Origin of the sequence: Nocardia amikacinitolerans, from assembly GCF_900215415.1 — a bacterium.
Taxonomy (GTDB): Bacteria; Actinomycetota; Actinomycetes; order Mycobacteriales; family Mycobacteriaceae; genus Nocardia; species Nocardia amikacinitolerans.
Genome location: NZ_OBEG01000007.1, coordinates 1 through 20,938 on the forward strand (window position 1 = coordinate 1; position 20,938 = coordinate 20,938).

Sequence of the window (20,938 nt, forward strand, 5' to 3'; positions counted from 1 at the left end):
GCCCTCGGCGGGGGGCCGGGTGGCGGGGAGCCGGAGTACAGGGGTGGGGAGTCCCAAGCTCTCGGCGAGGGTCTGGGATTGGGTGGTGCGGAGTCCGAGTTGGGTGGTGCGGCAAGCGGATTCGAGGGTGAGAGTGTGCCGGGGAGCAACGGCGGGGTGGCCGCGGTGGCGGGTGCGTCTCGCGAGGGGCACGACTATCTCGAGGCATTGACCATCGATCGGGAGCTGCCCGGGTCGCTGGCCTACGCGATCGACCGGTACGGATCCTCGGCGCGGGCCGTGCGCGACCAGCTTTCGCACGACACGTGGATGATCCTCAGCTCGGTGGACCGGGCGTTGGCCGAGTACCGGGAGAGCGATGGCGACGAGACGGCGCTCTCGGCGGTGCATTCGCTGACGCTGGCCGCCCTGCTCTCGCTGTCCGGCATCGGCGCCGAGTCGCTGGTGCGCGACATCGGTTGGTGCGTCATGGATATCGGCAAGCGCATCGAGCGCGGGCTGGCCGTGACGGCGCTGCTCTCGGCGGCGTTGACCGAGACGTATCCGCCGGAGGCCGAGCGGGTGGTCACCGAGGCGGTGTTGCAGGCGGCCGAGTCGTCGGTGAGTTACCGTCGGCGCCACCGGGATTCGGTACGGGTCTCGGCGGTCGCCGGGTTGCTGCTGTTCGACAGGGGCAATCCGCGGTCGCTGGCCTACCAGCTGGAACGGCTCGACGCGGATTTCGCCGCGCTGCCCGGCGCCTCGGGATCCTCACGGCCGCAACGGTTGCTGGCCGACGCGCAGCGCATGCTGCGCCGCGTCGATCCGGACGACCTGAACGTCACCGACGAGAACGGAAGGCGCACCGAGCTGGCCGAACTGCTCGACGGTGTGCACCTGCGGCTGCGCAAGGTGGCGGAATCCTTCGAGACGACGAAACTCTCGCTGCCGGTGGGCATTCAGCCGCTGTGGGGTAGCACGCGGGTGGTCGGATGATCGACGGCGCGACGCGGCGGTACCGGGTATCCCACCGCACCACCTACACCTACTCCGAGGACGTGACCAGCTCCTACGGGCGCGCTTACCTGACACCGCGCGAGTTCCCCGGTCAGCGGGTGCTCGCGCACGAGGTGAACATCGACCCGGCGCCGTCGGACCGGTCCATCGGCACCGATGTGTACGGCAACACCACGCACTACTTCCATGTCACGGCCGAACACCGGGAGCTGGTCGTCAGCGCGGAGTCGACGGTCGAGGTCGACCCGCCCGCCGAGCCGACGGACGACCCGGCGCTGCTGCCGTGGGAGTCCGCCAGGCCCAGCCACGCGACCGGTCCGCTGGCCGTTGAGTTCACCCTCGACCTGCACCCGCCGGAGATCACCGAGGAGATCACCGCCTACGCGGCGCGCTCGCTCACACCGGGACGCCCGCTGCTCGCCGCGGTGACCGAGCTGACGACCCGCATCAACACCGACTTCACCTACTGGTCTGGCTCGACGACCGTCTCGACCAGGGTCTCCGACGTGTTCTACGCGCGCGCGGGCGTTTGCCAGGATTTCGCTAGAATCGCCGCGGCCTGCCTCCGGTCGCACGGGCTCGCCGCGCGATACGTCTCCGGCTACCTCGCGACGGACCCGCCGCCGGGCAAGGAGCGCATGGTCGGCGCCGACGCCACGCACGCCTGGGCGGCGGTGTGGGTCCCGGGCCAGAACTCGTCCGAACGCGCGGGCCGCTGGATCGGCTTCGACCCCACCAACGACCAGCTCGCGGACGAGCGCTACGTCGTCGCAGCGTGGGGCTGCGACTACGCGGATGTGCCACCGCTGCGCGGCATCATCTACACCGAGGCCAAGGAGAGCTCGATCACGGTCGCGGTCGACGTCGCTCCCGTCGAGGTGTGAATTCCCGTTTCGCGATAACCTCCGCCACTGCCCTCGTCGAGAACACGCGGTTGGTCGGCGACTTCGCGCGAGCTTGTGACCTGCCCTCAGGCGCGGAGACGTTCCCGGCGGAGCTGGTCGACCTCGGGAAGATTCAGCGGTTCGAGGGTGTCGACGCCGAGGGCTCGGATGAGCAGGAGGTCGGCGAGCTCGGGGTTGCGGGCGAGGGCCGGGCCGTGCATGTAGGTGCCGATGACCGAGCCCTGGACGACCCCCTCGAGTCCGTCGCCGACGCCGTTGCCGACGCCGCGGGTGACGCGCGCGAGGCCGGTCGCCTCCGGGCCGAGCTTCGTTCCGCCACGGTGGTTTTCGAATCCGGTGAGCGCAGCGGTGAGTCCGTCGAGCATGGGAGTGGTCGTCACTTCGCCGATGGCGCGCTTGGCCTGGGGCGAGGTGGTCACGTCGAGCAGGCCGACGCCGTCGACACGCTCGCCCGAGGAGGTCTCGTACCAGTTGCCGAGTACCTGAATCGCCGCGCAGATGGCAAGCACCGGAGCGCCTTTCGCGGCCGCCTCCTGCAGGCCGGGGTAGCGCTGCAGGTGCCGGGTGGCCAGCCGCTGCGCCGAGTCCTCCGCGCCGCCGAGGGTGTAGATGTCCAGCGAGTTCGGAACCGGTTCGGGCAGCGTGATTTCCACGATCTCGGCGTCGTAGCCGCGCATGCGCAGCCGTTGGCGCAGGACGAGCGCGTTGCCGCCGTCGCCGTAGGTGCCCATCACATCGGGCAGCACGAGGCCGATCCGTACCGTCGAGTCACCCATGATTCTCCAAGTCGCGGTTGAGGTCGCGGAACGCGGTGTAGTTGGCGAGCACCTCGACCTGCCCTGGCGGGCAGGAGGCGATGGCGCGCAAGGGATCCGGCACGGTGGTGTGCTCGACGCCCGCGTACGTGAGGCGCACAGCGAGGTCGGTCGCGCGCTCGCCGGAGGCGACGACCTGCACGCCCTCGAAGTGCTCGAAGCGCACGTCCCACAGCCAGGAGAGGTCCTCGCCGTCGGGCACCTGCCCGTTCACCGCGATCACCAGTCCGGCCGCGGTCGGCTCGATCATCGAAAGGGCTTCCTGCCAGCCCGCCGGGTTCTTGGCGAGCAGCAGCCGCGCGGCGTGCTCGCCGACCTGCACGGTCCGGTAGCGGCCCGCGATCTCGCGCACCGTGCCCGCGGCTACGACGGCCTTGGCCGTTTCGGCGCCCAGCGCGACCGCGGCGGCGACCGCCTGCGCGGCATTACCCCGGTTGGCCCTGCCGGGCAGCGCGAGCTCGAGCAGATGGCGTTCGCCGTCGGGGCCGACGAGGTCGTTCCCCTCCAGGTGCCAATCGGGTTGCGGCCGTTGGAAATCCGTGCCGGTGCTGCGCCAGTGCTCGCCCTCCCAGATGATTGGCTCGCCGGAGCGCGGACAACTCGTCGCGTCCATCGCCCAGCCGCTGCCCGCGGCGACCCACACCACGTTCGGGTGGTCGTAGGCGATCGAGGTGACCAGCACGTCGTCGCAGTTGGCGATCACCACCGTGTCGGGGTGCTTGGCGAGTCCGGCGCGCAGCTTGCGCTCGATCATGTTGATCTCGCCGACCCGGTCCAGCTGGTCGCGGCTGAGGTTCAGCAGCACAACGGCCGCCGGGTTCAGCGAGTCGCTGACGTGCGGCAGATGCAGTTCGTCCACCTCGATGGCGGCCAGCGGCACACCCTGGTGCGTGCTCAGCGCGGCCACGATGCCCGCGTCCATATTGGCGCCGTCGGCCTGCGTGGCGACCTGACCGAGGGTGCTCAGCGCGGCGGTGGTCATCCGCGTCGTCGTCGACTTGCCGTTGGTGCCGGTGACCAGCACCGTCCGCCTGCCACGTCCGAGCTGGTCCATGATCGTCGGGTCGATCTTCAGCGCGATCAGGCCGCCGATCATCGAACCCTTGCCGCGTCCCGCCTTCTGCGAGGCCCACGACGCTGCCGCCGCGGCCCGCAGGGCGATCCGCCCACGCATCGATATCTTCGCCACGCCGAGAGTCTATGTGCGGGGTTCTTGGTGCGCCGCGACAGCGTGGGTCGGTGAGGTCGGGGTCACGGGGTTGCGCCTGCGCGCCGGCAAGTTGCGGCGTAGGGGTGGTGGCCACACAGGCTTTGCACTCCTCACATAGGCGGTGGCTATGTGACGCGTATACGGGGTGTGTGGGAGCAGTCGCTGCGTGGTGGTTGGGGATTGGTGGGGTGGGCGCGACGCGACGGCCGGGCGGAGGTCAGTCTCGGTACAGCTTGGCCGCGTAGTTTTCCGGCGAGTAGTACCGCTCCAGTTCGTCCACCGTCTCCTTCACATTCGGATCCACGTCCTTGACCAGGCAGGCGGTGCTGGGGAGGGTGTCGGCGGGCCACTGCTCCGGCTCCCACAGGTGGCTGCGGATGAACGCTTTGGCGCAGTGGAAGAAGATCTGTTCGACGGCGACCTCGACGGCGAGGATCGGGCGGTGGCCCTTGACCACCATGTCGTCGAAGTAGGCGGCGTCGCGGACCAGGCGGGCGCGGCCGTTGACGCGCAGGGTGTCGCGGCGGCCTGGGATGAGAAAGAGCAGGCCGACGTGCGGGTTGGCGAGGATGTTGAGGTAGCCGTCGGCCCTGCGGTTGCCAGGGCGCTCGGGGATGGCGATGGTGCGGTCGTCGAGCACCTTCACGAAACCCGCAGGGTCGCCCTTGGGCGAGGCGTCGCAGTTGCCGTCGGCGTCGCTGGTGCTCATCACCAGGAACGGGGAGTTGGCGATCCACTCGCGGTCGCGCTGGTGCAGTGCGACGCGCTCTTTCGTCGCCGCGCGCGGCATCACCGCGCCGAGCAACGCACGCAGGTCGGCGGTGTCGGTGATCTCTGTGGTCTCTCCCATACCTCGATTGAAGCACCCCCGATCAGAAGTGCACGTCGAATAGATTCGGCTGACCCGCCGCGTACCGGTCGGCGTCCATGCGCCGCAACGGTTCCAGTTCGGTCGCGCGGTACAGCGTGTACATGCGGCAGCGTGGCGCGTCCGAACCCGCGACGTCCAGCAGCGCGTTCACCGCGGCCCGTGCTGACTCGTTGGCGCCCTCCATGGTGGCGAGGTCGACGTTGGTTCGCACGTAATCGCCCGCGAGGAACAGGTTTTCGAGATCGCCGTGCGGTTCGGGGCGGTGCTCCCACGACCCGGCGGTGTTGATCAGCAGTGGGTCGGCGTTGGTGTTGCGGCGCTGTTCGGACTGCCAGGCGATCGCGGGATCGAGGAACCAGGAGTGCAGGTCGGCGTCGCGTAGTTCCTCGCCGCGATCGTTGAGGTGCGCCTGCATCTGCGCCCACACTTCGCGCGCGATCTCCTGGTGCGTGCATTCCTTGGCGGTCTTGCCGTACAGGATGCCGGGGGTGTTCCAGTCGGAGATGTCGACCGAGAGGCAATCCTGCACGGTGCCGTCGCCGAATTCCGCGAGCTTGCGCGTCCACAGCTGGTTCTGGCTGATCGAAGTCAGCGACCACGGCGCGTCGATGTAGGCGGTGTGGCCCCTGGAGATCTCGGCCGGTCTGCGCAGGTAGAACTGGATGCCGGTCATCCAGTCCACGAACAGCCGGTCCATCGCGGCCAGCTCCGGGCGCACCTCGAGCACGTCGGGCGACCACAGCGCGCGGGCCTGTTCGGCGGCCAGCGCCACCACGAAGTAATCGGCCTCGACCGTGCGGCTGCCGTTGCCGTCGACGATGCGGGCGCCGCTGATGCGCCGGTCCCGCACCTCGAGCCCGCGCACCTCCGCGCCGAGCGCGAATTCGACGCCGAGTTCGCGCAGCCGTGCGGTCCACGGATCGATCCACGCCGCGTTGGTCGGGCCGTTCAGCACCCGGTCCAGCGCGCCGTCGTTGCCGACCTCGAACGGGTTGCCGAGGAACTGCTCGCCCATATTGCCGATGGTGCGCACGCTGGCGAGGTTGTCCTTGGCGGCGACCATGATGCTGGTGAGCGTGCGCGAGATCAGCGCGCGGAATTCGTGCGAACGGTGGTGCGCGCCGACGAAATCGCGCCAGGCCATGTGCTCCCACTGGCCGTAGCGGCGGGCGTCGCAACTGGTGTTGAACACGAGCAGCCGGTTGGCGAAGTAAAGTCCTTCCGCGGCGGGCATTTTCAGTGCCGTCGCGATGGCGGCGCCGACGGTCTCGCGGAAGTCCTCCGGCCGCGGATTCGGTCTGGCGCGGAAGCCGAGCGGTATCTGGAAGTCGTCGCCGTCGCGGCGGGACATGCGCGCCTCGGGCATCGCGATCAGGTTGTTCCAGACTCCTTCGGCGTTACCCGCGAACGGGATTCGCCGCATCGTGTCCGGAATGTGCTGGTAGAAGCCGGGAAAGAAACGGAAGCCGTGTTCGCCGGGGAGATCGGGACGTCCGCCGGACCCGCTGCCAGGCACCGGAATGCTGCGCGCCTTACCGCCGAGCGCCCGTCTCTCGTAGACGGTGACCTGGAATCCGCGTTCGGCAAGTTCGTGCGCCGCGGTGAGTCCCGCGACCCCGCCGCCGAGCACCGCCACCCGTCTGCCGCTGGGAGCCCCCGATGCGAGCCCCGGTCTCAGCGCACTGGCCGTGAAAGCCCCCGCCGACGAAACCCCCATTGCCACCGTGCCGCGAAGCATCGTTCTTCGCGAGACGGCCCATCGCTGTTCTGCCATGCGCGTCTCTGCTGCCTAGCCTTCGGGACCCTACCTTCACCGCCGCACCCACTGTAAAGCGCCTGTTCGGGGCCATCCCACCCGCCCCTGCCGCCGCCGGGTCGCGGCCGTATGGATCGGCCGCGGCGAGTACAGCGCCCCGAGAGTACCGCCGCCCTCGCGCGACGCGAGCTACTTCCCGAAACTCGCAATTCGCAAACTCGCACTCGGGAGGGGTTTCAACGCAGCCGAGTTCGCCTGCCCGCTCCGTTCGGCGGCTGTCTCACCCACGGAACTCGTATTCGGTGGAATCTCAACGCACCGCTGGGTTCGGCGGCCGGATCCGATCCGCGGTCCTCGCGGCCCACGGAATCCGTACTCGGCGGATGCTCGGCGCAGCGCGGGTTCAGCTGCCGGACCCGATTTCGCGGTGTTCGCGACCCACGGAACCAGTGGGCGGACGATCAGCGCAGCGCGGGTTCGGTGGCCGGATCCGATTCCGCGGTCTCAGCTACCCGCGTCGGCTTGCCCGCGGTGGTGGCGACGAACGCGCCGGTGATCACGACCAGGCCGCCGAGCAACTGCCACCCGGTCGGCGTCTCGTCGAGGAAAGCCCAGGCCGCGGCGATGCCGACGACCGGGACGAGCAGCGAAAGCGGCGCGACCGCGCCCGCCGGATAGCGACTCATCAGGTACGTCCACAACCCCGATCCCGCGACCGTGCCCAGCGCGACGATGTAGGCCAGGCCGAGCAGCGCGGGCCACCCGGTCGGCGCGGAGATGTCGGCCAGTGCGTGCCAACCGGTCGCCGGGCCTTCGGTGAGCGTGGAGAGAGCGAACAGCGGAAGCGGCGGAACCACCGTCATCCACAAGGTCAGGTGCAGCGGGTTGACCTCGCTCGAAGCCGCGGCCAGCCGAGAGCCGATATTGCCGAAGGCCCAGCCGAGCCCGCCCGCCAGGGTGAGCAGCAGCGGAAGCAGCGGCGCGACGTGCACGCGGTCGGCGCCGATCACCACGATCCCGGCCACCGCGACGAACAACCCGCCCAGTTGGATCGGGCGCAGCCGCTCACCGAGCAGCAGCGCGCCGAGCACCACCGTGAACGGTGCAGAGGATTGCAACACCAGCGAGGCCAGCCCGGTCGGCATGCCCTCGCGCATCGCGGTGAACAGAAATGCGAATTGCAGCACGCCGAAACCCGTGCCGTACAACAAGAGCCAGCGCAACGGCACGTTCGGACGCGGAACGAACAGCAGCACCGGCACGGCGAGCACCGCGAAACGCAGGGCCGCGAAGAACAGCGGCGGGAAGTGGTCGAGGCCGACTCGGATGGCGATGAAGTTCAGGCCCCAGAGCAGGACGACGGTGAGGCCGAGCAGGCGGTCGCGGTTGGTCACGCTCACCATGGTCGAGCTGGAAAAGCATCAGCACAATCGAATAAATCTGCACTGATACTGTAGCAATGCTTCACTATCGACGAAAGGATGCGCCTGTGCCGATCGGGTCGCAGGGGCCGCCGATGTCCGTGGATCGGCTGCGAGTCCTGCGCGAATTCGCCGACCGCGGAACCATTTCCGCCGTGGCCGACGCGTTGTCCATGACGCCGTCCGCGGTTTCCCAGCAACTCAAGACGCTGGCCAAGGAGGCCGGTGTCGCGCTGCTGGAGCCCGACGGCCGCCGCATCCGTCTCACCGACGCGGGGCAGGCGCTTGTCGTCCGCGCCGACGAGGTGCTCGCCGCCATGGACCGGGCGGTCGCGGAGATGGCGCACTATCGCGGGTCGCCGAGGGGGCAGGTGCGGGTTGCGCTGTTCCCGTCGGGTGCGGCGCTGCTGCTTCCGCTGGTTTTGCCCGCGCTGGCGGGCAGCGACGTCGACGTGGTCGCCCGCGACGAAGACGTGCCCCCGAGCGGAGTGCCGGGCCTGCTCGCCGACTACGACATCGTCCTGACCCACCGCGACGAGCGCTCCGGCTCGGTGGCCGGACCGCGCATCACCTCGCGGTTCCTTATGCGCGAACCCATCGACGTTGTCGTCGCCCCGACGCACCGGCTGGCTGGGCAGCGCTCGGTGACCCCCGCCGAACTCGCGGACGAGACCTGGCTCAGCGTGCGCGGCGGCTTCCCGGTCGACGACGTGCTCGAATCGATCGCAACGGTGACCGGAGTTCAGCCGCGAATAGCGCAGCGGCTCAACGATTTCCGCGTCATCGAAACGCTCGTCGCATCCGGCTACGGCGTCGCGCTGATGCCGCGCTTCGCCGTCGCCCACCCGGATCTCGCGGTGCTGCGACTCTCCGGCGTCCGCGCCGCCCGCAACTACGACCTGGTCACCCGTGCGCACGCGGAAAGACGGCCCGCGATCGCCACGGTCCTCGCCGCTTTCCGCTCCGCCGCTGACCAAGTCACTGCGGAGTAGTGGCCCGTCATCGCCCGGGTGCTGGCTGCGCTTCGCTCTGCCGCTGCCCCGGCACTGGGGAGTAGCGGCTCGCGATCGCCAGGTGTCTGCGGCGTTCCGGTCGGCTGCGGGTCGGGGCGCAAGGAGGTGGCAGACGCGAAGTTGCCGCTCTGCCAGTGCCGTCCGCTCGCGGAGTAGTGGCCCGTCATCGCCAGGGTGCTGGCTTCCCTTCGCTCTGCCGCTGGCCCCGGCACTGGGGAGTAGCGGCTCGCGGTCGCCATGGTGCTGGCGGCCTTTCGCTCCGCCGCGGACCGAGTCACCGCGGAGTGGCGCCCGCGGCGCCCGCGGTCGTCTCGGCTTTCGCGGCGTCCTCCGACGGCGCGGCGCGTCACCGCGGAGTGCGGACGCGAATGTTGTCGCCCGCCACAGTGCTCCTGGCGGAGCGTATGCCGCAGTGAACGAGCCCGCCATTGCCGGTGCATGGCGTTCGCGGCGGCGGATTGTCCACCGCGCAGTGGGTAGCCGCCGGGCGGAGTAGTGGCCCGCCATCGCCCGGGTACTGGCTTCCCTTCGCGCCGCCGCAGACCGAGTGACTGCGGAGTAGCGGCTCGCGATCGCCAGGCGCCTGGCGTTCCGGTCGGCTGCCGACCGGGGCACACGGAAGTGGCAGACGCGAAATCGCCGCTCTGCCAGAGTGGTCCGCTTGCGGAGTGGCGGCCGCGGTCGGGTGCTGGTGGCCTTTCGCGCCGCTGCGGACCAGGTCACCGGCGGAGTAGCAGACGCGAAATCGGCGCCATGCCAGCGTGCTCCGCATGCCGAGACGTGCTTCTGGCAGAGCGTATGCCGCGGTGAACTGCCAGCCATTGCCGGTGCATGGCGTTCGCGGCGGCGGATCGTCCGCCGCGCAGTGGGTAGCCGCCGGACCGAAGGCCGCTCGGCAGTCGACTTGCCCTGCCGCGACTTTCGACTATGGCCCGGTGCCGGGCGAGTCAACCGGAAGACCCGCCGCGTGCCCCGTCTAACGCAGACCCATCGGCCCCGGATGCTGGTACTGCTGCGCGCCGATGTAGCCGAAATCGTCGGCGACCATCGCGGCCAGTTCCAGCAGGGCCCGTCGGGTCGGCTTGCTGACCAGCTCCAGGTCGATCTCGGCGCCCTCGGCGAGGTGATCGTCGAAGGGCACCACCTGCACCGCGCGGGTGCGATCGAGGAACAACTTGCGCAGCTGGTCCAGGTCGACGGTGGAGGCGCCGCGGCGCGAGGCGTTGACCACCACCACGGTGCGCTCGACGAGCTTGCCGTAGCCGTGGTGGTCGAGCCAGTCCAGCGTGGCAGAGGCGCTGCGCGCGCCGTCGATCGCGGGCGAGGTGACCAGCACCAGCGAGCTGGCCATATCGAGCACGCCGGACATCGCCGAGTGCATCAGACCGGTGCCGCAGTCGGTGAGGATGATGTTGTAGAACGACTGCAGGATGCTGATCGCCTTGCGGTAGTCGGCCTCGCTGAACGCCTCGGAGACAGCCGGATCCTGTTCGGAGGCAAGCACTTCCAGTCGGCTCGGGGCCTGCGAGGTGTGCGCGCGGACGTCCGAGTACCTGGAGATCTGCTGATCCTCCAGCAGGTTGCGCACGGTGGAGCGGGTCTGCCTCGGCACCCGATGCGCCAGCGTGCCGAGGTCCGGGTTGGCGTCGATCGCGATGACCCGGTCGCCGCGCAGCGAGGCGAAGGTCGAGCCGAGGCCGACCGTGGTCGTCGTCTTGCCGACGCCGCCCTTGAGCGAGAGGATCGCGATCCGATAGTCGCCGCGCACCGGCTGGTTCACCCGGTCGACGAGGTCGCGGTAGACGATGTCGGCCGCGGATTCGCCCGGGTTGATCATGCCGCCGGAGGCCTTGTGGACGGCGCGACGCCACCCGCTGCGCGGCGCCCGGCGGGCCCGCTTCAGCAGGTTGAGGTCGTTGACCGAGTGCCCGGGCTGGCCGGGCTGCGGCACGTGCTGCGGCTGGAACGGCTGCTGCTGCGGGCCACCCCACTGCTGGCCGGGACCGGTGTGTCCGGGCGACGTCTGGCCGGGTCCGGTGAGTCCGGGCGGCGTTTGCCCGGGACCGGTGAGCCCGGGCGGTGTCTGCCCGGGACCCGTCGGGCCGAGCGGTGTCTGCCCAGGACCGGTCGGCCCGAGCGGCGGCGGGCCGATCGGCGCTGGCGGCTCCTGGTACATCGGCTGCGGCGGGGCCATCGGCTGGACCGGCGGAGGCGGCGGCGCCCAGCTGTAGATCGGACCGCTCGATTGATCCTGTGCCGCACCGGCTTCCGGGCCGCTCTCCTGCGGAACCCGGCGAACCAGACCGTCCGGTCCGATCTCCTGGCGGTACTCGCCGTAGGGCGCGCCGCGCTGGTCGGGACCGGGCGGCGGCGGAAGCTGTTCGAGGCCCGGCTGATACGGCCCACCCTGGTAGAGGCCGGGCTGCTGCGCGAACGGGCCGGTGCTGTACGGACCGTACGGCTCCGCGGCTCCGTTCGGCGCGAACTCGGCTGGGCCGTAGCCGGGCGGGGCGACGGGCTGCGGATACACGCCGGTCGGATCGCCGGGGCCAACGGCGGGCGGATAACCGGTGAACTGCCCCGTTTCCGGCGCGGCATCGGCCTGCGCCGGTTCACGACCACCCGGTGCGGCCTCCTGCCCCTCGGGGGCTTCGGCCGCTGCTACGGCGTCCTTTTCGGGCGCCTCGGCGGGTGTCTCGTTCGTCTCGTCCTGCGCCACATGCGATCCGGCGGGTTCGGCAGTGACCGCGGCCGTATCCACCGAATGACTCTGCAGCCAGGGCGGAGAGGTCGGATTGTGGTCGTTGTTTGTCACAGTTCCCCCATCTGCTCGGGATTCGAGCAGAGAGCTCGGCGCTTGAGTGCAACCAACGCTAGCAGGTGAGCAAACCTCCGCGCAGGCTGTGTCCTGCCGCGCAGCACCCATAGCCTGGCGCGATGATCTTCGAGGCGCCGATGCTACTGCGCTGTGACGGCAAACCTTTCGCCACGATCGTCCGCTACGGCTACGAGACGCCGTGGGCCACCGGCGAGCTGCGCGCTCACGATCCGGTCGAGTTCGAGAGGTTCGATCGCGCGGGTGCGCTGCAGCGGTGGTCGCGCGAACAGGCCGAGCTGCTGACGGACGACGAATACGACGCGGGATACGCGCGCGAGCAGGCGCGACTCGGCCTGTCGGATGCCGATGTGCGACAGTGCGAATCGGCGGTGTGGACGATCGTCACCGCGGACGGGACTGAGCACCAGACGTATTCGCTGGACTTCCTCGACGGCTGGATCCAGTGGCGCTGGTGAGACTCGGCGACGAGCCGGCGCCGGTGACGCCGCAGCTCCGTCGAAGGCGCGGCCGACCGCGCGGCACGCGCTGGTGACGTGGCCGGGGCGGAAACCCCGACCACGTCGAACGCGTCAGCTGGCGCGGTTGATCGCGGAGACGACCGCGCGCAGCGAAGCGGTGGTGATCGAGGTGGCGATGCCCACGCCCCAGACCACCTTGTCGCCGATGGCGCACTCCACGTAGGCCGCGGCCTGCGCGTCGTCACCCGCCGACATGGCGTGCTCGGAGTAGTCCAGCACCCGCACGTCGTAGCCGACGGTCGCGATGGCGTCGACGAACGCGGCCAGCGGCCCGTTGCCGTTGCCGGTGACCTCCTGCTCGACGCCGTCCACCTTCACCACGGCGGTGATGGAGTCCACCCCGCCGTCGGTCTCGGACGCGGTGACCCGCTGCCGGATCCGCTCCAGCGGCCGGATCGGGGCCAGGTACTCCTCGTGGAAGACGTCCCACATCTCCTTCGGCGTGACCTCGCCGCCCTCGCCGTCGGTGATCCGCTGGATCGCCTGGGAGAACTCGATCTGCAGGCGGCGCGGCAGCACCAGGCCGTGATCGGTCTTCATGATGTAGGCGACGCCGCCCTTGCCGGACTGCGAGTTGACCCGGATGACCGCCTCGTAGGTGCGGCCGACGTCCTTCGGGTCGATGGGCAGGTACGGCACCTCCCAGGTGATCTCGGAGACGTCGGCGTCCTGCGCGTCGGCCGCGGCCTTCATCGCGTCCAGGCCCTTGTTGATGGCGTCCTGGTGGCTGCCGGAGAACGCGGTGTAGACCAGGTCGCCGCCGTACGGGTGCCGCTCGTGCACCGGCAGCTGGTTGCAGTACTCGACGGTGCGGCGGATCTCGTCGATGTCGGAGAAGTTGATCTGCGGGTCGACGCCGCGGGAGAACATGTTCATGCCCAGCGTCACCAGGCAGACGTTGCCGGTGCGCTCACCGTTGCCGAACAGGCAGCCCTCGATGCGGTCGGCGCCCGCCTGGTAGCCCAGCTCGGCCGCGGCGACCGCGGTGCCTCGGTCGTTGTGCGGGTGCAGGGACAGCACGATCGAGTCGCGGCGGGCCAGGTTGCGGCTCATCCACTCGATGGAGTCGGCGTAGACGTTCGGCGTCGCCATCTCGACGGTGGCGGGCAGGTTGATGATCAGCGGCTTGTCGGGGGTCGGCGCGATGATCTCGGAGACCGCGTCGCACACCTCGCGCGCGTACTCCAGCTCGGTGCCGGTGTAGGACTCCGGGCTGTACTCGTAGCGCCAGTTGGTGTCGGGGTAGCGCTGCTCGACCTCCAGGCACAGCTTGGCGGCGTCGGTGGCGATCTTCTTGACCGCGTCGCGCTCGGCGCGGAAGACCACCCGCCGCTGCAGGATGGAGGTGGAGTTGTAGAAGTGCACGATGACGTTGCTCGCGCCCGCGCAGGCCTCGAAGGTGCGTTCGATCAGCTCGGGGCGGCACTGCGTCAGCACCTGGATGGTGACGTCGTCCGGGATGGCGCCGTCCTCGATGATCTCGCGGACGAAGTCGAAGTCGGTCTGGCTGGCCGACGGGAAGCCGACCTCGATCTCCTTGTAGCCCATCCGCACCAGCAGGTCGAACATGCGGCGCTTACGCGCGGGGCTCATCGGATCGATCAGTGCCTGGTTGCCGTCGCGCAAATCCACGGCGCACCAGCCGGGGGCGCGGTCGATGATCTTGTCCGGCCAAGTACGGTCGGGCAGCGTGATCGGCTCGACCTCCTCGGCGAACGGCCGATACCGGAATGTCGGCATCGAGGAGTTCTTCTGCTTGTTCCATCCGGGTTGGTCGGCGGGCGCGGCCTTGCTGGGAGCGGTGATCGTGCGCGAGCCGGAAACGTAGGCGTCAGCAGGGGACATGCGATTTCTCCATGGTGTGGGGGTTTCCCGATTATTGGGCGACCGGCAGGCGAAACCCCGCGACGGGAGCCGGTCCGATCAGACCCCGTCGCGGCGGCCGAGAAGAAGTGCCCGCTGCATGATTCTGACGAGTTTAGCGTGTCGCGGCGCGGTGCTGGAAGCCCGGTCCGATTGCGCGTGGTATGCGGGGCTGCCGATAGCGTGCCGGGAGAACTGAACGCTTGTACGGGCCGCGGGTCCGACGGGACGTCGAAGGAACGTATCGGATGACTTGGCTCGAACTACTCGCCGTCTTCGGGGCGGGCATCGCCGCGGGCGGCATCAACACCATCGTCGGCTCCGGCACCCTGATCACCTTCCCGGTGCTGCTCGGCTTCGGGCTGCCGCCGGTCACCGCGAACGTGTCGAACACCATAGGCCTGGTCCCCGGTTCGATCAGCGGCGTCATCGGCTATCGGCGCGAGCTCGCCGGTCAACGTTCCCGTCTGCTCCAGCTCGGCACGGCCTCGCTGCTCGGCGGCATCACCGGCGCGGTGTTGCTGCTCGTGCTGCCGGCCGCGGCGTTCAAGGCGATCGTGCCCGCGCTGATCATCGTGGCGCTGATCCTGGTGGTGGTGCAGCCGCGGCTCTCGGCCTGGGTGAAGCGGCGGCGCGAGAACGGCGCGGGGACCGTGCCGGAGCACGGCGGACCGATCCTGCTCGCGGCGGTGTACGGCACCGGCATCTACGGCGGCTACTTCGGCGCGGCGCAGGGCGTGCTGCTGATCGGCCTGCTCGGCATCTTCGTGCACGACGAGCTGCAGCGGCTCAACGCCGTGAAGAACGTGCTCGCGCTCATCGTCAACGCGGTCTCGGCGGTCATCTTCATCGTGGTCGCCGAGGTGGACTGGCAGGCCGTGGCGATGATCGCGATCGGCTCGATCATCGGCGGCCAGCTCGGCGCCCACTACGGCAGGCGGATGCCGCCGAACGTGCTGCGCGCCGTCATCGTGGTGGTGGGCAGCATCGCGGTGGTCCGGCTGCTCATGTCATGAGAAGGCAAGGACCCGAGGCGATCTCAGGGTCGAATTCGTCACTAAGGATGACGACGCGCGCGGTGGCCGGGGCACAGGATGGTCACTGTGCGTAGGTGGAAGTTCGTGCTGATCGTGGTCGCGGCGGCGGCGCCCGTGCTGACCGCGTGTACCGCGGTTCAGCAGGCGACGGCCGTCTCGGAGCTGGTCCGGCAGGCCGACGCGGCGCCGACGCCACGACTCGACTGGCGGCCATGCGCCGATGCCGATCTCGGCGGCCTCGAGTGCGCGACCGCCGCGGTACCGCTGAACTACGCCGAGCCCGAGGGCAAGACCATCGAGCTCGCGGTGGTGCGGCAGCTGGCCGCCGATCCCGAGCGCCGCATCGGCACCCTGTTCACGGCCGCGGGCGGGCCCGGCGGCTCCGGTATCGACTGGGCGCGGCAGGGCGAACTGGCCGAGGGGGAGACCCGCGAGCGTTTCGACGTGGTGACCTTCGACCAGCGCGGGATCGGCCGCAGCGCCCCGGTGCGCTGTTTCGCCGACGACGAGCAACGGCGCCGGTTCTGGGACGCCACGCTGTTGCCGCCCGCGAACGCCGAGCAGGAGCGCGCCGCCGAGCAGGCGGCGCGCACGCTCGCGGAGGGGTGCGCGAAGCACAGCGGCGAATTGCTCGGGCACCTCACCACGGTCGACGCGGCCAGGGACATGGACCTGCTGCGGCGCGCGGTCGGCGAGGAGAAGCTGACGTACGCGGGCGGGTCCTACGCCAGCTATCTCGGGCAGGTGTACGGCGCGCTGTTCGGCGAACGTGTGCGCGCACTCCAGCTGTCCTCGATGCTCGACCCGAGGGTCTACACCGACGACGTCCGCGCCTACGTCATCGATACCGCCGCGGGCACCGCGGAGATTCACGCGGAGTTCCTGCGGCTGTGCGCCGAGGCGGGAAAGGCCAAGTGCGCCTTCGCCGGTGGCTCCGAGCGGTCCGACCTGACCGGTCCCGCCACACCGCAGGAGCGGGCCGAGAAGGCCGGCAGCGCCGGGCCCGAGCGCGTCGAGACCACCACCCCCACGCCCGCGGACAGCGGGGCGGATCGGTTGCGCGCCAGGGACAACGCCCTGCTCGAGCTGTTGCGTCATGCCCCGATCACGATCGGCGCCGGCGAGCCCGCGGTGCCGGTGCGCTACAGCGAGGTCGTGCAGGCGCACGCGCTGATGCTCTACGACCCGGAGCGCGGCTGGCCCGCGCTCGCCGAGCTGCTGATCGAACTGGAACGCGGCCCGGCGGGCGATCCGGCGAAGGTGCGCGAGATCCTGGCGGCGGCCGTGCCGGACTACGACTTCCTCGACGCCTTCACCGCGATCACCTGCGCCGACCAGAGCGCGGGCTGGCGGTCCGTCGACTGGCCCGCTCTCTCCCACGAGATCGCTTCCGCCGAACCGATTTTCGGCCGGTTCTGGCTCGGCATGCACCAGCCGTGCGCGACGTGGCCCGCACCGGAGGGCGGCTACCCGCAGCGCTACACCGGCCCGTGGACGCTCGGCTCCGACAAACCCGCGCTGCTGCTGAACAACCGCTTCGACCCGGTGACGCCGGTGACCTTCGCCAAGCGCGCGCAGCAGGAGCTGGTCAACGCCAGGCTCGTCGTGGTCGCCGATGGCTACGGCCACGAACCGGACGGCGAGTGCGTGCGACAGCTGCGCGAGCGCTACCTGGTCGACCTGCGACTGCCCGCGCCCGGCGCCACCTGCGCCGCCGATCGGCGGCCGTTCGCGTCCTGAACCACGCCGTCCCGCGGTGGGACCGTGACGTTTCACAGTGGATTCCCTCCCCCCGGCCGGGCGCGCTATTCTGCGCTCGGCCATGCGTGATGAGGGAGGTGGCCTGGTGCACAGACGCGCCTTTTTCAAGGCGGCGGGTTTGGCAGCGCTTTTCGGCGCTGTTGGTTCGACGCTCGACTCGCGGCCTGCCGCCGCGGACCCGGTCTGGCACTCGTTGTTCCGCGAATGGGTGCCGGAAATCTTTGCGCCACTTCCCGATCCGCCCGAGCATTCGCCCGCGATCGTCATCGGCTCCGGTTTCGGCGCCGCCGTCACCGCGCTGCGGCTCGCCGAGGCAGGCGTCGCCAACACCGTGCTGGAGCGCGGATCGCGCTGGCCGAACGACCCGTGGCGGGAGATCTTCACCGGCGACGACCTGCCCGACGGCCGCGGCTTCTGGCACCGCACCGATTTCACCGGCGTAACCAAGGTTCCGATGCATTTCGCCAAGTTCGGCGGCGTGCTCGACTGCACCGAATACCCGGGCATCGATGTGTGGCGGGCGGCGGCGGTCGGCGGCGGCTCGGTGATCTTCTCCGGCGCGATGATCGCGCCGGAGCGCCGCTTCTTCGACGAGGTCTTCCGTGGTTCGGTGGCCTACGACGAACTCGAGCGCGTCTATTACCCGCGGGTGCGCCAAATGTTGCGGCTGGACCCGATTCCGGCCGACATCTACGCCTCGGCCCCGTTCGCGCACTCCCGCGCCTGGGACGACCAGGTGCGCAAGGCCGGATACCACCCGCTCCCCAACGATTCGATCTTCACCTGGGACATCCTGCGCGGCGAGCTGGCGGGCACCACCCGGCCGTCGGCCACCGTGGCGCGCAGCAATCTGGGCAACTCGAACGGCGCGAAGTTCGACCTCAACCAGAACTACCTGCGCTACGCCCAGCAGACCGGCAGGTCGGCGGTGTTCCCCGGCCATCAGGTCGACGCCATCGGCAAGGAGTCCGGCGGTCGCTACACGGTGAGCGTCAGCAAGCTCGCGCCGACCGGCGAGGTGCTCGGCACCCGCACGCTCACCTGCGACCGGCTCTTCCTCGGCGCGGGTTCGATCGGCACCTCCGAACTGCTCGTCCGCGCAAGGGCCACCGGGGCGCTACCGGATCTCAACGAGCACGTCGGCGAAGGCTGGGGCACCAACGGCGACGTGGTGCTCGCGCGCGGCGCCAGCTCGGTGGCCGGACACGGCCAGGGCGTGCCGAGCGCAAGCCGCATCCTCGACGAATCGACCGTGCCGGTCACCCTGGAGAACTGGTACATCCCCGGCATCCCGTTCGAGACGGGCGCGCTCGCCTCGCTCGGCATGGTGCTCGACCCGACGCGCACCCGCTTCGGCTACGACCGGGCCAGCGACTCGGTGGGGCTGTCCTGGTCGACGCGCAATCGTGACGAGGTGGTCGCCGCCGCCAGGGCCGTCGACCGCCGCATCGCCGAACGTGCCGACGCCCTCGTCGAATACGGCGCGCTCGGCTACGACGCGAACGCGCTGTTCACCGCGCACCCGCTGGGCGGCGCGGTGCTCGGCCTTGCCACCGACGGTCACGGCCGGGTGCACGGGTATCCGGGTCTGTACGTGATGGACGGCGCGGCCATGCCGGGCAGCTCGGGCGCGGTGAATCCCTCGCTGACCATCACCGCGTTGGCCGAGCGCAACATCGAGGAGATCATCCGCTCCGGTCGCTGAGCCGAGGATTTGCCGGGAACCATGTCCGGTCGGCCGTTCGCGGGCGGCGGGCCGATTACGCTCGGCGGGGACGTCGGCGTCGAAGGGATTCTTTCCGTGACAGTCCCCACCACAACACCGGACTTCGCGCAGCCACCGTACGCGAACGAGTACCCGCGTAAACCGCCCGCGCTGTGGACCGATTTCGTGATGCTCGCGCTCGCGGTGGTCTCGGTGGCGCTGGTCGTGTGGATCACCTTCTTCCCGGTGTCCGACCGCACCTATCGCACCATCGTGATCGTCGACTACGCGATCTGCGCGGTGTTCGCCGTGGAGTTCCTGTGGCGCTGGCGAAGGGCGGGCTGGCCGTGGACGTTCCCGTTCGTCTACTGGTACGAGGTCATCGGCATGATCCCGGTGGCGAACCCGTTGTTCCGCGGTTTCCGGCTGCTGCGCCTCGTGGTGATCGTGGTGCGGCTTGCCCGGGTCGCCGACCGTGTCTTCGGCGACCGGGTGACCGCCGCGGTGATCAACCGGTTCGTCACCACCATCGTCGACGTGATCAAGCGCCCCATGACGATCGCGGTCCTCGACGAAGTGGCACATGTGCTGCGCACCGGGCACTACACCCGCAACATCGCCGCCGCGCTGGAAGAGAACCGCGCGGAGATGGACGAGATGATCCTCGAGTTGATCAAGAAGGATCCGCAGGCCGGAAAGGTCCGCTACATCCCGTTCCACGACGACATCATCCGCCTGATCGCCGACACCAGCTTCCGCATCGTGTTCCAGGTGCTAGCCGACCCCCGCACCGACGAACTGGTCTCCGACATGATCAGAGAGAACGTCGAACAAATCCGCCAAGCGGTCCGCGACGGCGTCCGAGTCGAACCCTCCGCCTACGGCCCGACCCACCACGAGCGCTCCATCCGCTACCTGCTGGCCAACCAAAAGCCTTCCCCCTGATCGAAGGTGACCGCGACGGTCCCGGACAGGGTGAAGGTGGCATTCGGTCGATGCGGACGGTCACCCGGCGTGCGCGCCGTGCCGGATCTCGTCGCGCGGGCGGGCGTAGCGGACGGTTTCCCAGAGGATCAGGCCGATGAGTACCGCGCACAGGATGGCCAGCGAGGCCAGTGCGGGCAGCGCGCACGCCAAGGGGGTGAGGGCGAGCAGCAGGACGGCGGTGACCACGCGCGGGACGGTGATCTCGCGGGTCGCGTAGTGCTTGAAGCCGACCAGCGCGACCAGGTAGATCACCACGCCGCCGTACAGCGCGAACAGCGGGATGCCGTAGAGCGCGTCGCTCAGCGTGTGCTCCGACGTGTCGCCGACGTAGTAGAGCACCTTCTTCATCCCGAGCGAGAGAGCGATGATGCCGACGACCATCGGAAAGTGCCAGTACGTATAGCAATTGCGGGCGATCTTGATCTGGCGTTCGCCCTCGGCGCGCTTCAGCTCGTGTTCCACCGAGAGCGCGGCGACGTCGAAGTAGGCCCACCACAGCAGGCCGGAGACCGCGAGGCCGAGCATCGACGCGAGCGCGATCGGCCAGGAGATCGGCAGTCCGGCGACGCCGATGCCGATCGAGACGATCGATTCGCCGAGCGCGACGATGATGATCAGCCCGTGCCGCTCGGCGAAGTGGGTGGCCGAGTTGAGGCGCCAGTCCTCGCCGGCGAGCATCGTCCACAGCATGTCGCCGACGATCGCCGCGATCCACAGTCCGATCTGCACCGCGCCGTCGGTCAGCGCGGCGATCACAAGCAGCGTGGTGCCGATGGTGATCGAGCCGAGTCCCCAGCGCACCACCTGTCCGCGCAGCTGCGCGTCACCGGCGCTGGCCAGCCAGAAGACCCACAGGTGCACCAGGCGAACCAGCAGGTAGGCGATCGCGAAGACCAGCGGGCCGAACCAGCCGCCGTCCATGTCGTCGAAGGCCTCCGGGATGGTCAGCGCCGCGAGGAACGCACCGCCCATCGCGAAGAACATCGCCACCCGGGTGATGCCCTCGTCGGCGCGGACCACGTTGCCGATCCACGCGTAGGCGATCCACACCCACCACATGACCGCGAGCACCAGCAGGGCGCGCAGGATGTTCTTGGCGCTGGTGTCGCCTGCCGCGAGGGCGGTCACCATGGTGAACGCGAAAACCAGGACGAGGTCGAAGAACAGCTCGAGCTGGGTCACCGAGGCGCCTTCGGCCATCGGTTGGACCCGAGCCCGTTTTGTACCGATCATGGTGCCCA

General features: G+C 69.7%; 16 protein-coding genes. 8 read left to right on the plus strand and 8 right to left on the minus strand.

The window, feature by feature from the left end:
• Together CRP45_RS27495 and CRP45_RS27500 are read left to right on the plus strand one after the other, a co-directional pair.
• The coding region (locus CRP45_RS27495; protein ID WP_245910495.1) for an alpha-E domain-containing protein at positions 1–975 on the plus strand (975 nt) is incomplete at its 5' end.
• Entirely contained in the window at positions 972–1,880 is a 909-nt protein-coding gene (locus CRP45_RS27500) for a transglutaminase family protein (RefSeq protein WP_097247662.1), read from the plus strand. The genes CRP45_RS27495 and CRP45_RS27500, both read left to right, overlap by 4 nt.
• An 86-nt stretch (positions 1,881–1,966) precedes the next feature.
• Here the strand turns inward: CRP45_RS27500 and CRP45_RS27505 are convergent, their stop codons facing one another.
• The 5 genes from CRP45_RS27505 to CRP45_RS27525 form a co-directional block, all read right to left on the minus strand.
• Positions 1,967–2,677 (minus strand): type 1 glutamine amidotransferase, encoded by a 711-nt coding sequence (locus CRP45_RS27505; RefSeq protein WP_097247663.1) that lies wholly within the window; start codon positions 2,675–2,677, stop codon positions 1,967–1,969.
• Positions 2,670–3,890, minus strand: coding sequence for a Mur ligase family protein (locus tag CRP45_RS27510; RefSeq protein ID WP_097247664.1), 1,221 nt, complete (start codon positions 3,888–3,890; stop codon positions 2,670–2,672). Before CRP45_RS27510 ends, CRP45_RS27505 begins: the two co-directional genes overlap by 8 nt.
• Positions 3,891–4,143: 253 nt before the next feature.
• On the minus strand, positions 4,144–4,776 hold the full coding sequence (locus CRP45_RS27515; RefSeq protein ID WP_097247665.1) for a pyridoxamine 5'-phosphate oxidase family protein: 633 nt from the start codon (positions 4,774–4,776) through the stop codon (positions 4,144–4,146).
• A gap of 22 nt (positions 4,777–4,798) precedes the next feature.
• Positions 4,799–6,514: a hydroxysqualene dehydroxylase gene (locus CRP45_RS27520; protein ID WP_245910497.1), complete on the minus strand. Its 1,716-nt coding sequence runs from the start codon at positions 6,512–6,514 to the stop codon at positions 4,799–4,801.
• A gap of 500 nt (positions 6,515–7,014) precedes the next feature.
• Positions 7,015–7,947 (minus strand): EamA family transporter, encoded by a 933-nt coding sequence (locus CRP45_RS27525; protein WP_097247874.1) that lies wholly within the window; start codon positions 7,945–7,947, stop codon positions 7,015–7,017.
• 122 nt (positions 7,948–8,069) lie between these two features.
• Between CRP45_RS27525 and CRP45_RS27530 the strand changes: the two genes are divergently transcribed.
• Positions 8,070–8,966 (plus strand): LysR family transcriptional regulator, encoded by an 897-nt coding sequence (locus tag CRP45_RS27530; RefSeq protein WP_097247875.1) that lies wholly within the window; start codon positions 8,070–8,072, stop codon positions 8,964–8,966.
• Between the two features lie 997 nt (positions 8,967–9,963).
• On the opposite strand, the gene CRP45_RS27535 is transcribed toward CRP45_RS27530, so the two are convergent.
• Positions 9,964–11,748, minus strand: a complete 1,785-nt coding sequence (locus CRP45_RS27535) for a MinD/ParA family ATP-binding protein (RefSeq protein ID WP_097247876.1) — start codon at positions 11,746–11,748, stop codon at positions 9,964–9,966.
• A gap of 176 nt (positions 11,749–11,924) precedes the next feature.
• Here CRP45_RS27535 and CRP45_RS27540 point away from each other — a divergent pair, with 176 nt between their 5' ends.
• Positions 11,925–12,281 carry a hypothetical protein gene (locus CRP45_RS27540; protein ID WP_097247667.1) on the plus strand — a complete coding sequence of 119 codons (357 nt, stop codon included), beginning with the start codon at positions 11,925–11,927 and terminating at the stop codon, positions 12,279–12,281.
• Between the two features lie 114 nt (positions 12,282–12,395).
• Here CRP45_RS27540 and leuA read toward each other — a convergent pair whose 3' ends face one another.
• Complete coding sequence (gene leuA, locus CRP45_RS27545) at positions 12,396–14,189, minus strand: 2-isopropylmalate synthase (RefSeq protein WP_097247668.1); 1,794 nt, start codon at positions 14,187–14,189, stop codon at positions 12,396–12,398.
• A gap of 266 nt (positions 14,190–14,455) precedes the next feature.
• On the opposite strand from leuA, the gene CRP45_RS27550 reads away from it, so the two are divergent.
• From CRP45_RS27550 to CRP45_RS27565, 4 genes are all read left to right on the plus strand, one after another.
• Positions 14,456–15,223: a sulfite exporter TauE/SafE family protein gene (locus tag CRP45_RS27550; RefSeq protein ID WP_067790343.1), complete on the plus strand. Its 768-nt coding sequence runs from the start codon at positions 14,456–14,458 to the stop codon at positions 15,221–15,223.
• 87 nt (positions 15,224–15,310) lie between these two features.
• Positions 15,311–16,984, plus strand: coding sequence for an alpha/beta hydrolase (locus CRP45_RS27555; protein ID WP_245910499.1), 1,674 nt, complete (start codon positions 15,311–15,313; stop codon positions 16,982–16,984).
• 139 nt (positions 16,985–17,123) lie between these two features.
• Positions 17,124–18,710, plus strand: coding sequence for a GMC oxidoreductase (locus CRP45_RS27560; protein WP_483869975.1), 1,587 nt, complete (start codon positions 17,124–17,126; stop codon positions 18,708–18,710).
• Positions 18,711–18,806: 96 nt separating this feature from the next.
• Positions 18,807–19,655 carry a hypothetical protein gene (locus tag CRP45_RS27565; protein WP_097247877.1) on the plus strand — a complete coding sequence of 283 codons (849 nt, stop codon included), beginning with the start codon at positions 18,807–18,809 and terminating at the stop codon, positions 19,653–19,655.
• A gap of 60 nt (positions 19,656–19,715) precedes the next feature.
• On the opposite strand, the gene CRP45_RS27570 is transcribed toward CRP45_RS27565, so the two are convergent.
• Complete coding sequence (locus CRP45_RS27570) at positions 19,716–20,930, minus strand: low temperature requirement protein A (protein WP_097247878.1); 1,215 nt, start codon at positions 20,928–20,930, stop codon at positions 19,716–19,718.
• Between the last annotated feature and the right edge of the window lie 8 nt (positions 20,931–20,938).